The organism is Mycobacterium asiaticum (assembly GCF_001668675.1).
Classification (GTDB): Bacteria; Actinomycetota; Actinomycetes; order Mycobacteriales; family Mycobacteriaceae; genus Mycobacterium; species Mycobacterium asiaticum_D.
This window is the reverse complement of record NZ_LZKQ01000306.1, coordinates 1-16,470: the sequence shown is the minus strand read 5'-3', so window position 1 is coordinate 16,470 and position 16,470 is coordinate 1. Positions and strand designations below refer to the sequence as shown.

The window sequence follows — 16,470 nt, the reverse complement described above, 5'->3', positions numbered from 1 at the left end:
GTTTAGCCCCAAACAGGGGTAGCGGAACAAGCCGACACCTGCTAAAGAATTTTTTCCCACCCGCGCGGCGCGGCACCGTCACAGGGGGTCGCTACTGTAGTACGCATGTCCGAGCGTCCCCCGGTCGCACTCACGCTGTTGAAGTTGGCCGGCTTCTGCTTGCTGGCCAGCGTCGTGGCCACTGCGTTGATGTTCCCCTTCGCCGGCGGCATCGGACTGATGTCCAACCGCGCCTCGGAAGTTGTGGCCAACGGCTCGGCGCAGCTGCTAGAGGGACAAGTCCCCGCGGTGTCGACGATGGTCGACGCGAAGGGCAACACGATCGCGTGGCTTTACTCTCAGCGCCGCTTCGAGGTTCCCTCCGACAAGATCGCCAACACCATGAAGCTGGCGATCGTCTCCATCGAGGACAAGCGGTTCGCCGATCACAACGGCGTCGACTGGAAGGGCACTCTGACCGGCCTGGCCGGTTACGCCTCGGGTGACATCGACACCCGCGGCGGCTCGACCATCGAACAGCAGTACGTCAAGAACTACCAGCTGCTGGTCACCGCCCAGACCGACGCGGAGAAGCGTGCCGCCGTGGAAACCACCCCGGCACGCAAGCTGCGTGAAATCCGCATGGCCCTCACGCTGGACAAGACCTTCACCAAGCCCGAGATCCTGACCCGCTACCTGAACCTGGTGTCGTTCGGGAACAACTCCTTCGGGGTGCAGGACGCCGCACAGACCTATTTCGGCGTAAACGCGATCGACCTGAACTGGCAGCAGGCGGCGCTGCTGGCCGGCATGGTGCAGTCGACCAGCGCGCTGAACCCCTACACCAATCCCGAAGGTGCGCTGGCCCGTCGGAACCTGGTGCTGGACACCATGATCGAGAACATCCCGTCCGAGGCGGAAGCGCTGCGGGCGGCCAAGGCCCAGCCGCTGGGCATCCTGCCGCAGCCCAACGAGTTGCCGCGGGGCTGCATCGCCGCCGGCGACCGGGCTTTCTTCTGCGACTACGTCCAGGAATACCTCTCGCGGGCCGGTATAAGTAAGGAACAGGTGGCCAGGGGTGGCTACCTGATCCGCACCACGCTGGACCCTGACGTGCAGATCCCGGTGAAGGCGGCCATCGATAAGTTCGCTCCCCCGACCCTGTCCGGCATCTCGAGCGTGATGAGCGTGATTTTGCCGGGCAAGACAACTCACAAAGTCGTGGCAATGGCCAGCAACCGTAAGTACGGGCTGGACACCGAGGCCGGCGAGACCATGCGCCCGCAACCGTTCTCCCTGGTCGGCGACGGCGCCGGGTCGATCTTCAAGCTCTTCACCACTGCCGCCGCCATGGACATGGGCATGGGGATCAACGCCAACCTGGACGTGCCGCCCCGCTTCCAAGCCAAGGGCTTGGGCAGCGGCGGCGCGAAAGGCTGCCCGAAGGACACCTGGTGTGTCGTCAACGCCGGGAACTACCGCGGATCGATGAACGTGACCGACGCGCTGGCCACCTCACCCAACACCGCATTCGCCAAGCTGATCTCGCAGATCGGTGTCTCCCGCGCGGTCGACATGGCCATCAAGCTCGGTCTGCGGTCCTACGCCAACCCGGGCACCGCCCGGGACTACAACCCGGACAGCAACGAAAGCCTGGCCGACTTCGTCAAGCGGCAGAACATCGGCTCGTTCACGCTGGGCCCGATCGAGGTCAACGCGCTGGAGTTGTCCAACGTAGCGGCCACGCTCGCCTCGGGCGGCATGTGGTGCCCGCCGAACCCGATCGACAAGCTGATCGACCGCAACGGCAACGAGGTCTCGGTCACCACCGAGACGTGCGAGCAGGTGGTCCCCGAGGGACTGGCCAACACCCTGGCCAACGCGATGAGCAAGGACGCGGTAGGCAGTGGCACAGCGGCGGGTTCGGCCGGGGCGGCAGGCTGGAACCTGCCGGTGTCCGGTAAGACCGGTACCACGGAAGCGCACCGGTCCTCCGGTTTCGTGGGCTTCACCAACCGCTACGCCGCGGCCAATTACATCTACGACGACTCGCCGTCCCCGACCGACCTGTGTTCGGCTCCGCTTCGGCACTGCGGCAGCGGCGACCTCTACGGCGGTAACGAGCCTGCCCGCACCTGGTTCACCGCGCTGCAGCCGATCGCGAACAACTTCGGCGAGGTGCACCTGCCGCCCACTGATCCGCGTTATGTAGACGGTTCGCCGGCCGGGCGGGTGCCCAGCGTGGCCGGTCTCGACATCGATCAGGCCCGACAGCGTCTGCGCGACGCCGGGTTCCAGGTCGCCGATCAGCCCAACTCGGTCAACAGTTCCGCCAAGTACGGCGAGGTGGTCGGAACTTCGCCCACCGGCCAGACGATTCCGGGTTCGATCGTGACTATCCAGATCAGTAACGGCATCCCGCCGCCACCTCCGCCGCCGCCGGACGGTGGTCTGCCGCCGGAGGTCGTCGGATCCCAGGTGGTCGAGATACCTGGGCTGCCGCCGATCACGATTCCGCTGCTGGCACCACCACCTCCACCGCCACCGGGAGGGCCGCCGCCACCCCCGTAGGCGTGGTTCGCGCAAGACACGCGCGTCAAGCGACATACCGGCAGTAAACTTGCCGACATGCCTGAAGTGTTGCCCGTGTTGCTACGCACCGGCGCCGCCGCGTTGGGCTCGGCGGTCGCGGGGGTGGGTTACGCCGCGTTAGTGGAGCGGAACGCGTTCGTGCTGCGCGAGGTGACGATTCCCGTCCTGAGTCCGGGTTCCACACCCCTGCGGGTGCTGCACATCAGTGACCTGCACATGACGCCCAACCAGCGGCGCAAACAGGCCTGGCTGCGCGAGCTGGCCAGCTGGGATCCCGATCTCGTGGTCAACACCGGCGACAACCTGGCTCACCCCAAGGCCGTGCCGGCCGTAGTCCAGTCGCTGGGCGACTTGCTGTCCCGGCCCGGGGTTTTCGTCTTCGGCAGCAACGACTATTTCGGTCCTCGCCCCAAGAACCCGCTGAACTATCTGAGCAACCCGGGCCACCGCGTGCGCGGTGAGCCGCTGCCCTGGCAGGATCTGCGGGCGGCCTTCACCGAACGCGGCTGGCTGGACATGACCCACACCCGCCGCGAGTTCGAGGTGGCCGGTCTGCACGTCGCCGCCGCGGGCGTCGACGACCCGCACATCGACCGGGACCGCTACGACACCATCGCCGGGCCGGCCAGCCCGGCGGCCAACCTGCGGCTGGGCCTGACGCACTCGCCCGAACCGCGGGTGCTGGACCGCTTCGCCGCCGACGGATACCAACTGGTGATGGCCGGACACACGCACGGTGGCCAGCTGTGCCTGCCGCTGTATGGCGCGATCGTGACCAATTGCGGTCTGGACCGCTCCCGGGCCAAGGGAATGTCCCGGTGGGGCGCGAACACGCTGCTGCACGTCTCGGCGGGTATCGGGACCTCACCGTTCGCGCCGGTGCGGTTCTGCTGCCGGCCCGAAGCCACCCTGCTGACCTTGATCGCCACCCCGATGGGCGACCGGGACGCGACCAGCAACCTCGGTCGCTCGCAGCCAACCGTTTCGGTGCGTTGACAGAGCGGACCCGCATCGCGGTCCGCAGTCAGCCCCGTGCCTGGGCCGACAACGCCATCCGGCTGATCGAGGCCGATGCACGTCGCAGCGCCGACACGCATCTACTGCGCTATCCTCTGCCGTCGGCCTGGTCGGGTGAGGGCCCCGGAGCCCGGGTGGCGCTCTACCTCAAGGACGAGACGACGCACATCACCGGAAGCCTCAAGCACCGGTTGGCCCGCTCGCTGTTTCTGTACGCGCTGTGCAACGGATGGATCGACGAGGGAACCACGGTGGTCGAGGCCTCGTCGGGCTCCACGGCGGTATCCGAGGCCTACTTCGCCGCGCTGCTGAGGTTACCCTTCATTGCCGTCATGCCCGCGGCCACCAGTGCGGCCAAGATCGCGTTGATCGAATCACACGGTGGCCGTTGCCATTTCGTCGAAAGATCCAGTGAGGTCTACGCCGAGGCGGCGCGGGTGGCCGCGGAGACGGGCGGCCACTACCTGGATCAGTTCACCAACGCGGAGCGGGCCACCGATTGGCGGGGCAACAACAACATCGCGGAGTCCATCTATCAGCAGATGGCCGACGAATCACACCCGATACCCAGCTGGATCGTGGTGGGCGCCGGCACTGGCGGCACCAGCGCGACGATCGGCCGCTACATCCGGTACCGGCGGCACGCTACCCGCTTGTGCGTCGTCGACCCGCAGAATTCCGCTTTCTTCCCCGCCTACGCCGAAGGCCGCCTAGACGTCACGACGGGCGCGTCGTCGCGGATCGAGGGCATCGGCAGACCGCGTGTGGAACCGTCGTTTCTGCCCTCGGTGGTCGACCGGATGGTGTCGGTGCCCGACGCGGCGTCGATCGCTGCTGCTCGTCACGTAAGCACCGTGTTAGGCCGCCGGGTGGGGCCCTCGACGGGCACCAACCTGTGGGGCGCCTTCGGACTGCTGGCCGAGATGGTCGCCGAGGGGCGCGGCGGTTCGGTGGTCACCCTGCTCGCCGACAGCGGCGACCGCTATTCGGACACCTACTTCAGTGACGAGTGGGTGGCCGCGCAGGGACTGGATCCGAGCGGGCCCGCCCAGGCCCTGATCGAATTCGAGCGGAGCTGTCGATGGAACTGAGGCGCCGACCTGCCGTTTGGGAGGTCGCTGCCTGGGTGCGATAGGCTGTCGAGGCTTCATGCGGGGTGTGGCGCAGCTTGGTAGCGCGCTTCGTTCGGGACGAAGAGGCCGTGGGTTCGAATCCCGCCACCCCGACTTGTGATGTCTGAAGACATCGGATAGATCCGAACCTTGAAACAGGGTTCGGATTTCTTCTTTTCTGCGCCAGTAGGGACGTTGCAGGCTGACAGTCCCGGCTCCCGTCGAGGTTAGCTGGCGTGGGTCCCGATGATGATTCGGATGCCGTGGGGCTGGGCGGGAGCAAACACTCCAAAATCATTCGTACTCATATTTTTTTCTCGATCACAAGCGTCGGGAATCGTGCCATGATGGGCATCGCCACATCGTCTGTTGGCATAGTTGCCAGGCAGGAGGACCACGATGCCGTACCTGATCGCTACCCCGGACGTGATGACCACGGCAGCGGCGCAGGCCGCAGGCATAGCCAACTGGACCAAGGCGGCTAACCTGGCGGCCTTGGCTCCGACCAGCACGCTGATGGCCGCCGCGAGCGACGAGGTATCGACGGCGATCGCATCTTTGTTCTCCGGTTACGCCCAGGAATATCAGGCGCTCAGCGCTCAGGTGGCCGGCCTGCAAGAGCAATTCGCCCAGGCGCTGCGAGCCGCTAGCGGGGCTTATGCGGCCGCCGAGACAGCCAACCTCGGCGCGCTGCAGCCTGTCGCCGACCAGATTCTGGGCGCGATCAACGCTCCGACGAACCTGTTGTTGGGGCGTCCCCTGATCGGTAACGGCGCCGATGGCGTCGCAGGGACTGGGCAAGCCGGGGGTGACGGCGGGATTCTGTGGGGCAACGGCGGCATGGGTGGGTCGGGCGCTGCGGGTCAGGCCGGTGGGCGCGGCGGTAATGCCGGTTTGATCGGCAACGGCGGCATCGGTGGTACCGGTGGCATCAACCGCGGAATCGGTGGCAACGGCGGCACCGGCGGGCTGCTGTGGGGTAACGGCGGGGCCGGCGGCACTGGCGGTGTCGGCACGATTACCTACGGGTTCGGTGGGCTGGGCGGTAGCGCCCTGTCCCCGTTCGGTACCGCGGGCGCCAACGGCGCCGGCGGGTTTGGCATAAATAACACGCTGTTCGTGCCCTCCGACGCAAATGCCCTCGCGGCTCTCCTGGCCACTGCGCCGGACGAAAACTTCTTGTTGATCGGCACGGACGGCACGAATCTGAGCAGAATCCTCGCGCTCGGAGATGGCCCCGACGGCACCCCCAACTTCCACCAGTTCATGCTGCAGAGCACTACCGCCGCCTCGACGATCGTCGGCCACACCAGCGTCTCAAACCCCTCGTGGACCACCATCCAGACCGGTGTGTGGAGCGAGACGGCCGGCGTGACGAACAATGTCTTCACCCCGTGGACGTACGACAATTGGCCGACGGTGTACAACCACCTCGAGGGCACCTACGGCGACAACATCAGCACGACGGTAATCGGGAACTGGCCCGTCATCACCGACATCGCCGGCGCCGGCGCGTTCCCCGCCGACAACGTCCATTTCGTCGGGCATTCCGTGGATGACCCGTATTGGTTTGCATCCCAAGCCCAGGTCACTCAGTTGACCCGGGAAGCGATCCTGAATGCGAGTCCCGATAAAGGCAACCTCATCTTCTCCTACTTCGTCGGTGTCGACGAAATGGGCCATGCATACGGCGGCGCCTCCCCCGAATACGCTGCGGCCCTACGCAATATGGATGCGCAGTTAGGTCAGCAAACAGTAGGTGGCAGCGGGGTTTTGGGAGCGGTAGCCGACTGGGAGCAGATGTGGCAGCCCACCCATCCGGGCGAGGAGTGGACCACCCTCATCGTCACCGACCATGGCCACATCGACCCCAACCAGTTCGGCCGCGGTCACGGCTTCCAATCTCCGCTCGAGACAGCGACATTCCTCATGTGGGATCCGGCCGGCAACGACGCCTTCGACGGTTGGATCAACAACTCGTGGCAGATCGTCGATACGACGCCGACCATTCTGGATCAATTCGGCCTGCAGACGCCGGGCTACATGCAAGGTGCGCCACTGACCGACCCCAGCTTCGCCGGCACCTACGTCAACCCCGCGTTCCCGCCACCTGCCACCGGCACCAACCTTTACAGCGTGCTGAGCGCCGACTTCGCCGCCCAGGGTTACCCCGACATTGCAACGAACTTGATCCTGGATTCGCGCACGGTCGCCGCCACGATTCCGTACCTGGTCTACTCGCCGATCCAAGGCATCGTCGACGCGGTGCCCAGCTTCCTGCAGCTACCGGTGTCTTGGCTCGGCGCCGGCGTCTACCAGGCCCTCAACATCCCCGCGCAGATCTTTGTCCGCTTCACCGGCGTGACCGGCAACCAGATCATCCCGCCGGTACTGAACCCGTTCATCTGACGCCGAAGACGCGACTAGCGCATGGTGGCGAAGTTGCGCCACAAATTGCGCAGGCTTTCGGTGCCGCCGAACAGCGTGGTGAAGTGGGTCGAGTCGATCAGCACGATGTCTCCCGCGCGCGTCCCCTCGGGCGGGAGCCAGATAAGCGCGTTGAACTCGGTGTTGCCCGGAGCAGTGAAGGGGTGCGGCCGCACCTGATCAATCATTTGCCGGCCCAGCACTCGCAACGAGGCATCCTCCGGCCGGGTCAACTGATAATGCGGGAGGTGCTGATGAAAATTCAGCGTCGTCACATCCCGCAATAGGCCGAGATCATCGAGATCTCGAAATCCGTTGAGCGGCATAATTTCCCGTGTCCCAGTGGTCAGCGCTGGCCGCAGGCCCCAGATGTTGTGTACCGGTACCTCTAAGGCCGCCATCAGCGATCGCGTGTACGCGGTGAATCGTTGTTGGCGCGGCACCAGCCGGTCACCGTGATGTTCGTATTCCATCTGCCGCTGGGCCAGGTCGTCGGTGAAACCGACATCGTGATGAGGCGCCAGCACGAGGCAGGTGCCTTCCCGTTGCAGCCAACGATCAATGGCATCGACTTCAGCGGAGTCGGCGCTTTGAGCAGACACCAGATGATCAAGACCGAACACCATGAGTGTGTCGGTGTCGGCCAATATCCGGTCATCGATGGGTAGCGAGTAGCCGGCTTGGTCTACGCGCTGAAAAACGGCCACCGGGTGCCCGGTTAGTTCGCCGACCAATTGCTGGAAGTCAAGTGTGGAGCGGTGGAACAGTTCGAGCGTGCCGGCGATCCCTTGCAGGAAATTCGCCGCGTCGTACTCCGGAGTCTCGTAGGCCGGCCACGCGACGGTCCGTACTTCGGTGATGGTGGAGAACCGGTTTTCCATTGCCGCCGGGTCACGTTGGGCTTCCCACGGGTAGCTCCAGGTCCAGTAGATGCTGACGCGGCGACGCCGGTCGCGTGGCCTCAGCACGTGGGTTTGGTTATAGGTGCGTGCGGGTCGGCCCATGCTGCGCCCCTTATTCGGCGAGTTCGGCGAGGTAGCGCAGGGCGCTGAGCCCCGGCAGGAAGAAATAAGCACCGCCGCGCAAGGTGGTGAAAGCCGGAAGTCCTTTGTGCACCTTACGAATCGGGCGCCTAGGCACGGTGAAATCCAGCGTGCCGTCCTGCGTCCCGCAAATCGGATCGTGCTCGTTTCCAAGTTCGTGGAATGTCTTGTCGTTGATCCAGACGTTCTGCGCGAACTCAAACTGGCGCACCAGGTTTGCGCAGATGATGAATGCCGCGATGCCTCGGTCCACCCCGTCGTCCGGTGCGCCGTCGGGGAGGGCTGGTCCGTAGGTGGCGCCGCGGCGAATCATCCGGCGGCGGTTCATATTGTGCGCGGTGTCACGGGGATTGAGCCGGCGCGCGTGCGCACCGAGTGGGCAGGCATATCCGAAGGGGTCCATCTGCCCGTAGTCGAAGTCGTTGTTGCGCATCGGGTCTGCGCCCAACACGGGATCGTCCTCGGTAGGGGCGAGCACCAGTGGAGCACCGCTGCGCCACCGGCCCATGAACTTCGCCGCCAGCAGTTCCTGCTCCTCGGGGGTCGCGGCGTTGGCACCGAGGTATTCCCGGAACAGCCCGACGTGCTCCTGGAGTCTGCGGTAGGCCATGAAGCTGCCGTTGCGCGACAACTCATGCGGCTCAATTAGATTGACGAGACCCTCTTCGTCCGGATAGCCGAGGATGAACTCACCCGGCTCAAGGGGATCGCCAGACCCGGGAGTCGGTTTTTCACCCGAACCCTTGATCACCGGCTGAGAGAGCCGGTCGCGGAACCCGAAATGGTCGTGGGCGTAGTCGAACGGCGGTGTGGCGTTGAGTTCCAGATGCGACAGCGAACGCACGCCGGGGCACCGGGCCAATAACTCTTCGTGTTCGCCAATGCAGCGTCGCGACTCGGCGTCGTCACGGGCGAACAATATGGCAATGGCGTGCAGGTCCGCACCGGCCAATCCGCCGATCCACTGCCCCGGCTGGTTCCCACCGGTGTCGCCGAGGATGTCCGCCCGCGCCGCCATGCCCTCTCGAAACGCAACGGGGAACGTGTCGAGTGCATCCTGCTCAACCCCGAGCGCCCGCAGCCCGGTCCAGGTGAACGCGAGCGTCACCCATCGTTGCGAGTTGTCCACCGTTGCCCGCACGTCGGCCGCCGATTGAACGACGTCAAGCAATTCGGTCAACCACGCCCGTCCTGAGCTCGGGTCGTCGAAGGTGAGGAACTCGTACCGCCCGGTCAGCGCTGGCGTGCGGGTTAACAGTATGTGCTGAATGTCGTCGAGTTCCAGCATGTCCGCTCTTCTCCGGCGTACCTCACTGCATCTGGTCGAGCATGGTGGAGAACGCGTCCTTGAGGCGTAGGGCCTTCTTGATCTCGTCGGCGGTGACGTAGGGATACTCGCCGTACTCCAAGAAGCTAGGGAAGTGATGCTCGCGCACGAAGTTCACGAAGGCCTCGGGATTTTCCTTCCAGTCCTCTGGGAACCCTTCTAAGTTGGTGAAGACGGTGTTGATGCCCGATTGGCCGAACAGCATGACAGCGTCTTCGGTGTATTTGTCGAAATCGGTGTCGAAGATCCCTTGGTACTGGAAATGCAGGCCGCCCCCCACGTCGAAAAGCAGCCAACGCAGGTAATGCAGCCGCAGCGGCGCAAGAAATTCAGGGTTGGCGGTGATCGCTTCTTCGATGGTTTTGCCATGCTGCCGGATGGCGTCCTCGCGGCCCTCTTTCACCTTCGCGATTATGGAAAATCCGTAGCAGGCCGGTGTCCGCGGAAACGTCGGTCCGTACCGCCCCCGCTCGGCCACGAAATATCCGCCCTCGGGGATGGCGAGTGCGGCGGGTTGGTCCCAACGGGCATTCGCCATGTGGCCTCTTCCCTAGTACCGATACGCGCCCAAAATAACACCAGGACAGCGCATCACCTAGCGATTGGCGAACATGCCAGTATCCAGTTGCCGCATCGACCCCGTTGTCACGGCAACTGGATACTGGACGTCTAGTGCAGCTAGAACCAGACCCTTCGACCGCCCACCGGGCGCCCAACGGCACCCAGGATCCACAACACGACGCCGACGAGCACGAGGATGCCGCCAATCGTGTAAAGAATGCTAAGCCCGGTGAAATAGCCGACCAACAACAGGATGATCCCGAGAATAATCATGTCGCGCCCCTTCTGTTGAACGCTGTGCAATAGCGATCCACCCCTGGATTACCCAGCTATTGGGGGGTCCAATCACAAAGCAAAACAACAGTTCTGTAACCCTAACGGGGGCTATACCGGACCCTGGTGCCGTGCCGCGGCGCGAGCATGATGGATCGTCGCACAATCTTCTCGGGCGCCTCGTCGACGGCGGTGAAATCGCCTTCGCGCAACAGCACGTGCAGCACCGTGATCAGCTCGCGCATCGAAAAGGCCGCGCCCAGACACCGTTTGACGCCGCCCCCGAACGGGACCCACGCATACGTCTGCGGACGAACACCCAGAAACCTCTCCGGGCGGAACTCGTTCGGGTGATCGTAGACGGCGGGATTGCGGTTGATCGCGATGATGTGGACGACGATCCGCGTTCCGGCGTCGACCAAATAACCCCCGATGGGGAACGGCTGCGCAGCAACCCGCGCCGTCAACGGCGCCGGCGGACGGACCCGCAATGTCTCGTCGATCACCGCCGTCGTGAACGCCTCCCCGCCCTCGCGGGCTTCTTCCTGCACCCGTCGCAGCGCGTCCGGATGATGCAGCAACAGGTCGAACACCCATGCCAGCGTGGTCGCGGTGGTTTCGTGTCCGGCCAGCATCAAGGTGATCAAGTCGTCCCGAATCTCGCTGTCGGACAACAACTCTCCGCCATCGCCACGCGCGCACATCAGCAGCGCGAGAATGTCGTGTTGCTCGGTCAGTCGCGGATCGCCGCGGCGCGCGGCGATCAACGGCATCACGACGTCGTCGATCTCACGGTTGGCCCGGGCCCGGCTGGGCCACACCCGCAGGGTGCCCAATCGGCGCAGGGCGTAGCGGACGGTCAATTGCTCGGAGACACCGAGATTCAGCAGCCGCTCGAACGGTTGACCCAGCCGGCGCACTTCGTCGGGATCGTCGACGCCAAAGATCACCTTGACGATCACGTCGAGCATCAGGGCACGTGCCGCGTGCAGCATCTCGAAGGGCCGGTCCACCGGCCAGTCGCGCGTCGCCGCTCGGGTGGATGCCTCGATGATCGGCACGTAGCTGTTGAGCGCGGCACCGTGCAACGGCGGGGCCAGCAGCCGGCGGCGGCGCTGATGTTCCGGCTCCTCTTGCACGAACATCGATCCGGCGCCGTAGATGGCCGCGGCGGGACCGACGCCTTCGCCCCCCAGCAAAACGTCGGTCGACGCCGTGAAGACTTCCTTGGCGAGCGCGGGATCAGACACGATCGCAACGTCGCCCAGGCTCAAAATGGGCATCGTCATGATCGGCCCGTAGCGGCGGATCAACCGCAGCATCCGCCGCTCGCCGCCGACGAGATATGCCATTGCGTAGGCTGCCGCTGCGGCGCTTCGTAATCCGCGTGGGGCGGGTAGGCCCGGCGGTGGGCTCAGGGGCGCTGCCACGACTGTCGACACAACACGGTGCCAGCGCCAAGGTCAATGACGACCTCAGATGCAATCGGCGCAGATCTGCCGTCCACCGCTGGACATCCGCAGCCGGTTGCGATGCTGGACCAAGAAGCAACTTGAGCAAGTGAATTCGTCGGAACGCTGCGGAATGACCACCACCGACAGTTCTTCACCCGACAGGTCCGCACCCGGAAGTTCAAAGAAGGGAGCGTCATTGAGGTCGTCGTCGACGACGGCCGTGGTGAGCTTCGGCATCGGGCCCAGCTCGCCCAGCGGGGATCCGTCGGCTGCGTCAGCCTCGGTCACGCGGCGTGCGTCGTAATCGCTGATGGTAGGCATGGCATTCCCTCCTGCTGTGACCGGGCTTCGCGACCCTTGGCGGTCGCCCGTTGGCACAGGCAGTACCCAATTCGAAACCCGCTCACACCCGCGCGCGGGAAAATCTAGGCATCTGCTAATAGCGGCCCGGCCAACCGCCCGCGTAGGGGGCTACCGGCGTCGCTTGCGCCGCACTGCGCTGTCGTTGAAACGCGTTCCGCTGATTGTGAGAGACCCAGCCCAAGCCGACCCAGGGCGACGCGATGGCAAGCACCAGAGCCACGCCGGCCAGCAGGTCGTGCCCGGTGGCCATCGCCATCAGCCCGATGGCCAATCCGACCGTCCACACGCCGGCGGCCAGCACGCCCGGCACGCTGACCGTCCGTTGGTCATCGTCTGCCACCGCGGAGCCCGCAGCCACGACGTCCGTTCCGATGTAAACCATGCCCGCTCCCGGTGATCGCGATAACAAATTATGGCTACTATATCCCATAGATATAGTTGCTGCAGCATCTCTTTTGATCTGTTTTCGCGGGTTTGGTCGATGCTTGTTGAGTTGCCGCAGAGCGGGTACTAGTCGTCTGTGAGTAAAACTGCCGTGCTCGTGATCGACATGTTCAACGACTACGACCACCCCGACGCAGAACCGTTGGCGGACAACGTCGCCGGCATCATCGACCCCCTGGTCGGGCTGATCGACAAGGCGAAATCCCACGACGGCGTCGATCTCATCTATGTCAACGACAACCACGGCGACTTCACCGCCGACCACCGCGCGATCATCAACAGCGCTCTGGAAGGCAAGCGGCCTGAGTTGGTCAAGCCGTTGGTTCCTGAGCCCGGCGCCAGGGTCGTCACGAAGGTGCGGCACAGCGTGTTCTATTCGACCGCGCTGGACTACCTGCTGCACCGGCTCGAGACGGAACGCATCGTGCTGGCGGGCCAAGTCACCGAGCAGTGCATTCTCTATAGCGCCCTCGACGGTTACCTCCGCCATTACGACGTCGTGGTACCGCGCGACGCGGTCGCCCATATCGACGAGGAGTTGGGTGCGGCGGCGCTGAGAATGATGGAAAGCAACATGAGTGCCGAGCTGTTGCCCGCCGACCGCTGCCTGTCGTAACACACAGCCAAACGACCTGATCCAGGGAAGGTATCCAATGAGTGGCCCCAACGCCGAAAAAGCCGAGTCCGACGTCGAATCCGAGGACCACGAGTCCAAATCGCGCGCCGGACGCGAGTCTGACGGCAACTATGTTGGGCGCACCGCCTCCGATGACGACTTCGATGCCGGAGAGACCGGCGCGGAAGCGCGCAGCCAGGACGGCTGAGTCACCGGTGCAGATCGACCGCCAGCGGCCGGTGGTCGGAAATGGGCATCAGTTCCGCCATTGCGGCACCCGCGTGGAGTTCACGGTCGTCGGTGAGGATGTGGTCGAGCTGACGATCGGGCTCGGGCGCGGGAAACGTCGTCGCTGACGCCAGTGGTCGCATGCCCGACCAGCGGTGTACGACTGCCGGCGGAAGATTGAGATCGCCCATCAGCAGCCGTGGACCAGGGAGGCCACGCAGGTCTCGAACAAGCCGCCGTAGTTGCCGACGGTTCCACCCGGGCACGAACGACAGATGGGTGTTGGCGACAGTCATCACGCCCAGCGGGGTCCGCAACCGAGCGATGACCGCGGCGCGCGGCTCCTCGTTGACGACCATCACCTTATTGGGTCCCGGCAGATACATCGGGAAGCGCACCGGAATGCGGGGGAACCGCACCACCTGCCAGCTCGTCGCCGGATACCGCGACAGCAGCGCGATTCCGTACGCGGCGGTGCCGGGTTGTTCCCGTCCGGTGGCGGCCATCCACGTCGCGCCGGGCGTTCCGGCGATGGCCGCTACGAACCGGTGCTCGACGGCGTTCATCGCTTCGGCCGCCGCGGCGGTGAGATCGGCCCTTCCGGATCGGGGCTGGTCGAAATCCACTTCTTGCAGGGCCAGCACGTCGGGATCGAGGCGACGCACGCACTCCCGCAGCTTCTCCAAGTCCACGCCATCGCCGACCGTGCGGCCGTGCAGGATGTTGAAGGTAGCGACCCTCAAGTGCTGCGCCGCCCGGCCAGCCGTCCGAGTTCAGCCAGGTCACGCTCGGCGTGACTTTGTCGTATGTAGATGGTCAGATCGGCGACCCGCTGGGCGTGCCGCCCATCCTCGCACAGTGGCCCCGGTCCCAGCGCGCGGCCGGTGCGGGTGATCGCTTCGTCGACCGCGTGTTCCACCACCGCCCGCACCCGCCGGGCCAGCAGTTGAGCGGTACCCGCTCGGTCGAACGGGTCCGCGTCGACGTGCGCCGCCGCAACGGCCAGCATCGCGTCGCCGGCGGCCAGCGCGGCATCCACCGCACCCAGGTGCGCCAGCGCGTACGCGTCAGCCGATTCACTACTGGCGCAGCGATACAGCGGATCGGCGACCCTGCGGGCACCGCCCAACCAACAGGCGGCCACGCCGATCGCGCCGTGCCAGAAGCCGGCGCGGGTCAGGTAGTCACCCGGCTCGCCGACCAGGATGGAGTGCACGTTGTTGAACTGCACCGAGCGGGTGTCGCTGCCGGCCATGCCGGGGTTCCACCACGTGCTGGGCAGTGGTTTCACCCCGGGATCGGTCAGGGTGACCGCGAACAATCCGACTTCGCCGTCTTCGATGACGGCTGTCACCAAAGCGTTCGAGCAGAAGCCAGCGCCGGAACACCACAGTTTGACGCCGTTGAGGACGAATTCGTCACCGGCGATGTTGACCGCGTTGAGCACCGCGTCCGGGGCCTCGGCCGCCCAGACGCTCCACAATTGATTGGGCTCCGGTGGCTTGCCACCCAGCTCGTGCAGGATCGCGACCGCATCGACGTGCGCCTCGGCGATGCGGGCGGCCGCGATGTCGTCCTCAGCCAAGCGCGCAAGGAGCTGCCAGCGTTCGGCGGTGTAGCCGGACGCCGGCAACGGCAATTCCAGCCGCCCTGACTCCAGCCAGTGCTGCACCAGTCCAGCAGTCATCGTCGCGGCCTCGCGTTACGCGACGTTACGGTTGACATACCTGAAAAATTTCCCGTTGAACCTCCGCTTAAACGGTTGTGGAGGACACAGCGGTCGACAGGTTGCACCCCGGATCAGTGGGGTATGCCCTAGCAACCATGACCTCTACGACGGATCCGCACTGCACCGAGCTGCGCGAAGCGTTGCGCTCGGCGGCGTCGGCCCTCAAGGAGCACGGCCCGCCGTTCGCTCTCGCCGGCAGCTACGCCCTGTGGGCCTACGGAGCGCCGGAGCCCACCCACGACGTCGATTTCGTTGTCGCCGAGTCCGATGTGGCGGCCGCCGCTACCGTGCTGGCTAAGGCCGGTTTCACCATTGAGCGGCCTCCCGAGGACTGGCTGTTCAAGGCTCACATCGGCGAAACCGTGGTCGACGTGTTGCATCGAGTCAATGGCGAGGTGGTCAAGCCGGCGGCGCTGGACGTCGCCGAAGAGCGCGTGGTGCTCGCCGTGCCGATGCCGGTGCTGCCCCCGACGACGGTGTTCATCCAGAAGCTGCGCGCACTCACCGAGCACTACTGCGACTTCACGAAGCTGATTCCGCCCGCGCGCGCGATCCGTGAGCAACTGGACTGGGACCAGATCGAGGATGACACCGCGGACAACGACTTCGCGGCCGCGTTCTTGGTGTTGGCTGGTCGCTTGGGTTTGCGCGAGTAAAACCGGTCGACCAGGGGTACCTCAGAGAACCATGGATTCCCTGCCAAGCCGCGACGACGACCTCGAAGAGGTCGTTGACCAGATGCAGAAAAACGTCACCGACGAACGTCGGGAGGAGAACGTGCCCGGCAACGCCACCGAGCGTGAGCAGGCTCCGGTTCGCGACCCCGAACCGGAGCAGGAACCGCCCGACTGAGTCTGGACTAGTGGTTGCGCAACTTGGCGACCAACTTGTCCTTGGTCAGGCTCGAATAGCCGGACATACCAAGTTCTTTGGCGCGCTTTTTCAGGTCGGCGACCGTCCAGTCGTCGTATGACCCAGACTTGCCACCCTTGCGGCCGACCTTTGATTTGCCCTGCCCCGCGGCCGCGTTGGAGATTCGGGCGGCCTTCTCTTTGGAGTCACCCTTTTTTCGCAGGTCCTGGTAGAGCTTTTCGTTCTTGATCGACGAATTTGGCACGAGGGCCACCTCCTATGCGTGATTGACGCTGGGACTTGAGTGCCCCGACGGACGCACGTCAAACGCGCGAGCAGACGCAAAAGCCCCTGTTTTGCTACGCAAAAGGGGGCTTTTGGGTGGGGGCGCGCGCACCTAAACGGCCTCGCCCGTGGGTGAAACGATCTGACGGACAGGCCCTTTGATGGGCG

At 64.9% G+C, this 16,470-nt stretch carries 18 protein-coding genes and 1 tRNA gene; 9 read left to right on the top strand and 10 right to left on the bottom strand.

Going from position 1 to position 16,470, the window contains the following annotated elements:
• Positions 1 to 105 precede the first annotated feature (105 nt).
• The 5 genes from ponA2 (at position 106) to A9X01_RS25355 (ending at position 7,109) form a co-directional block, all read left to right on the top strand.
• Complete coding sequence (gene ponA2 / locus A9X01_RS25375) at positions 106 to 2,550, top strand: transglycosylase/D,D-transpeptidase PonA2 (RefSeq protein ID WP_065123354.1); 2,445 nt, start codon at positions 106 to 108, stop codon at positions 2,548 to 2,550.
• A 57-nt stretch (positions 2,551 to 2,607) separates the two neighbouring features.
• The gene (locus A9X01_RS25370) at positions 2,608 to 3,567 is read left to right on the top strand and encodes a metallophosphoesterase (RefSeq protein WP_065123353.1); all 960 of its coding nucleotides are present in this window, start codon (positions 2,608 to 2,610) and stop codon (positions 3,565 to 3,567) included.
• Positions 3,564 to 4,679: an L-cysteine desulfhydrase Cds1 gene (cds1, locus tag A9X01_RS25365; RefSeq protein WP_065123352.1), complete on the top strand. Its 1,116-nt coding sequence runs from the start codon at positions 3,564 to 3,566 to the stop codon at positions 4,677 to 4,679. The genes A9X01_RS25370 and cds1 overlap by 4 nt, the downstream gene beginning before the upstream one ends.
• 61 nt (positions 4,680 to 4,740) lie before the next feature.
• Positions 4,741 to 4,814: transfer RNA gene (locus tag A9X01_RS25360), tRNA-Pro, on the top strand.
• A gap of 285 nt (positions 4,815 to 5,099) precedes the next feature.
• Positions 5,100 to 7,109 (top strand): PE domain-containing protein, encoded by a 2,010-nt coding sequence (locus A9X01_RS25355; protein WP_065123351.1) that lies wholly within the window; start codon positions 5,100 to 5,102, stop codon positions 7,107 to 7,109.
• A gap of 14 nt (positions 7,110 to 7,123) precedes the next feature.
• On the opposite strand, the gene A9X01_RS25350 is transcribed toward A9X01_RS25355, so the two are convergent.
• The 7 genes from A9X01_RS25350 to A9X01_RS25320 all read right to left on the bottom strand — a co-directional run bounded on the left by A9X01_RS25350 (position 7,124) and on the right by A9X01_RS25320 (position 12,530).
• Complete coding sequence (locus tag A9X01_RS25350) at positions 7,124 to 8,131, bottom strand: hypothetical protein (protein WP_065123350.1); 1,008 nt, start codon at positions 8,129 to 8,131, stop codon at positions 7,124 to 7,126.
• A 10-nt stretch (positions 8,132 to 8,141) separates the two neighbouring features.
• A complete protein-coding gene (locus A9X01_RS25345) occupies positions 8,142 to 9,458 on the bottom strand; it encodes a Dyp-type peroxidase (protein WP_065123349.1) in 1,317 nt (438 codons plus the stop codon).
• Positions 9,459 to 9,480: 22 nt separating this feature from the next.
• A complete protein-coding gene (locus tag A9X01_RS25340) occupies positions 9,481 to 10,035 on the bottom strand; it encodes a hypothetical protein (RefSeq protein ID WP_065123348.1) in 555 nt (184 codons plus the stop codon).
• A 140-nt stretch (positions 10,036 to 10,175) separates the two neighbouring features.
• Positions 10,176 to 10,331, bottom strand: a complete 156-nt coding sequence (locus A9X01_RS25335; protein WP_155772284.1) for a hypothetical protein — start codon at positions 10,329 to 10,331, stop codon at positions 10,176 to 10,178.
• Positions 10,332 to 10,432: 101 nt separating this feature from the next.
• Positions 10,433 to 11,773 carry a cytochrome P450 gene (locus A9X01_RS25330; protein WP_253849392.1) on the bottom strand — a complete coding sequence of 447 codons (1,341 nt, stop codon included), beginning with the start codon at positions 11,771 to 11,773 and terminating at the stop codon, positions 10,433 to 10,435.
• A gap of 33 nt (positions 11,774 to 11,806) precedes the next feature.
• On the bottom strand, positions 11,807 to 12,106 hold the full coding sequence (locus A9X01_RS25325) for a DUF4193 domain-containing protein (protein WP_065123345.1): 300 nt from the start codon (positions 12,104 to 12,106) through the stop codon (positions 11,807 to 11,809).
• A gap of 115 nt (positions 12,107 to 12,221) precedes the next feature.
• Entirely contained in the window at positions 12,222 to 12,530 is a 309-nt protein-coding gene (locus A9X01_RS25320) for a hypothetical protein (protein WP_065123344.1), read from the bottom strand.
• Positions 12,531 to 12,668: 138 nt separating this feature from the next.
• Here A9X01_RS25320 and A9X01_RS25315 point away from each other — a divergent pair, with 138 nt between their 5' ends.
• Positions 12,669 to 13,208 carry a cysteine hydrolase family protein gene (locus A9X01_RS25315; protein WP_065123343.1) on the top strand — a complete coding sequence of 180 codons (540 nt, stop codon included), beginning with the start codon at positions 12,669 to 12,671 and terminating at the stop codon, positions 13,206 to 13,208.
• Between the two features lie 37 nt (positions 13,209 to 13,245).
• Positions 13,246 to 13,416: a hypothetical protein gene (locus A9X01_RS30735; RefSeq protein WP_172830481.1), complete on the top strand. Its 171-nt coding sequence runs from the start codon at positions 13,246 to 13,248 to the stop codon at positions 13,414 to 13,416.
• A 1-nt stretch (position 13,417) separates the two neighbouring features.
• Here the strand turns inward: A9X01_RS30735 and A9X01_RS25310 are convergent, their stop codons facing one another.
• Both A9X01_RS25310 and A9X01_RS25305 read right to left on the bottom strand, forming a co-directional pair.
• Positions 13,418 to 14,179: an endonuclease/exonuclease/phosphatase family protein gene (locus tag A9X01_RS25310; RefSeq protein ID WP_065123342.1), complete on the bottom strand. Its 762-nt coding sequence runs from the start codon at positions 14,177 to 14,179 to the stop codon at positions 13,418 to 13,420.
• Positions 14,176 to 15,123 (bottom strand): acyl-CoA dehydrogenase family protein, encoded by a 948-nt coding sequence (locus A9X01_RS25305; protein WP_065123341.1) that lies wholly within the window; start codon positions 15,121 to 15,123, stop codon positions 14,176 to 14,178. Before A9X01_RS25305 ends, A9X01_RS25310 begins: the two co-directional genes overlap by 4 nt.
• 77 nt (positions 15,124 to 15,200) lie before the next feature.
• Between A9X01_RS25305 and A9X01_RS25300 the strand changes: the two genes are divergently transcribed.
• Both A9X01_RS25300 and A9X01_RS30730 read left to right on the top strand, forming a co-directional pair.
• Complete coding sequence (locus A9X01_RS25300; RefSeq protein ID WP_436405305.1) at positions 15,201 to 15,821, top strand: nucleotidyltransferase family protein; 621 nt, start codon at positions 15,201 to 15,203, stop codon at positions 15,819 to 15,821.
• A 31-nt stretch (positions 15,822 to 15,852) separates the two neighbouring features.
• Positions 15,853 to 16,017, top strand: a complete 165-nt coding sequence (locus A9X01_RS30730; protein ID WP_167659595.1) for a hypothetical protein — start codon at positions 15,853 to 15,855, stop codon at positions 16,015 to 16,017.
• A gap of 7 nt (positions 16,018 to 16,024) precedes the next feature.
• On the opposite strand, the gene A9X01_RS25295 is transcribed toward A9X01_RS30730, so the two are convergent.
• Positions 16,025 to 16,282, bottom strand: coding sequence for a DUF7218 family protein (locus A9X01_RS25295; RefSeq protein ID WP_065123378.1), 258 nt, complete (start codon positions 16,280 to 16,282; stop codon positions 16,025 to 16,027).
• Positions 16,283 to 16,470 lie beyond the last annotated feature (188 nt).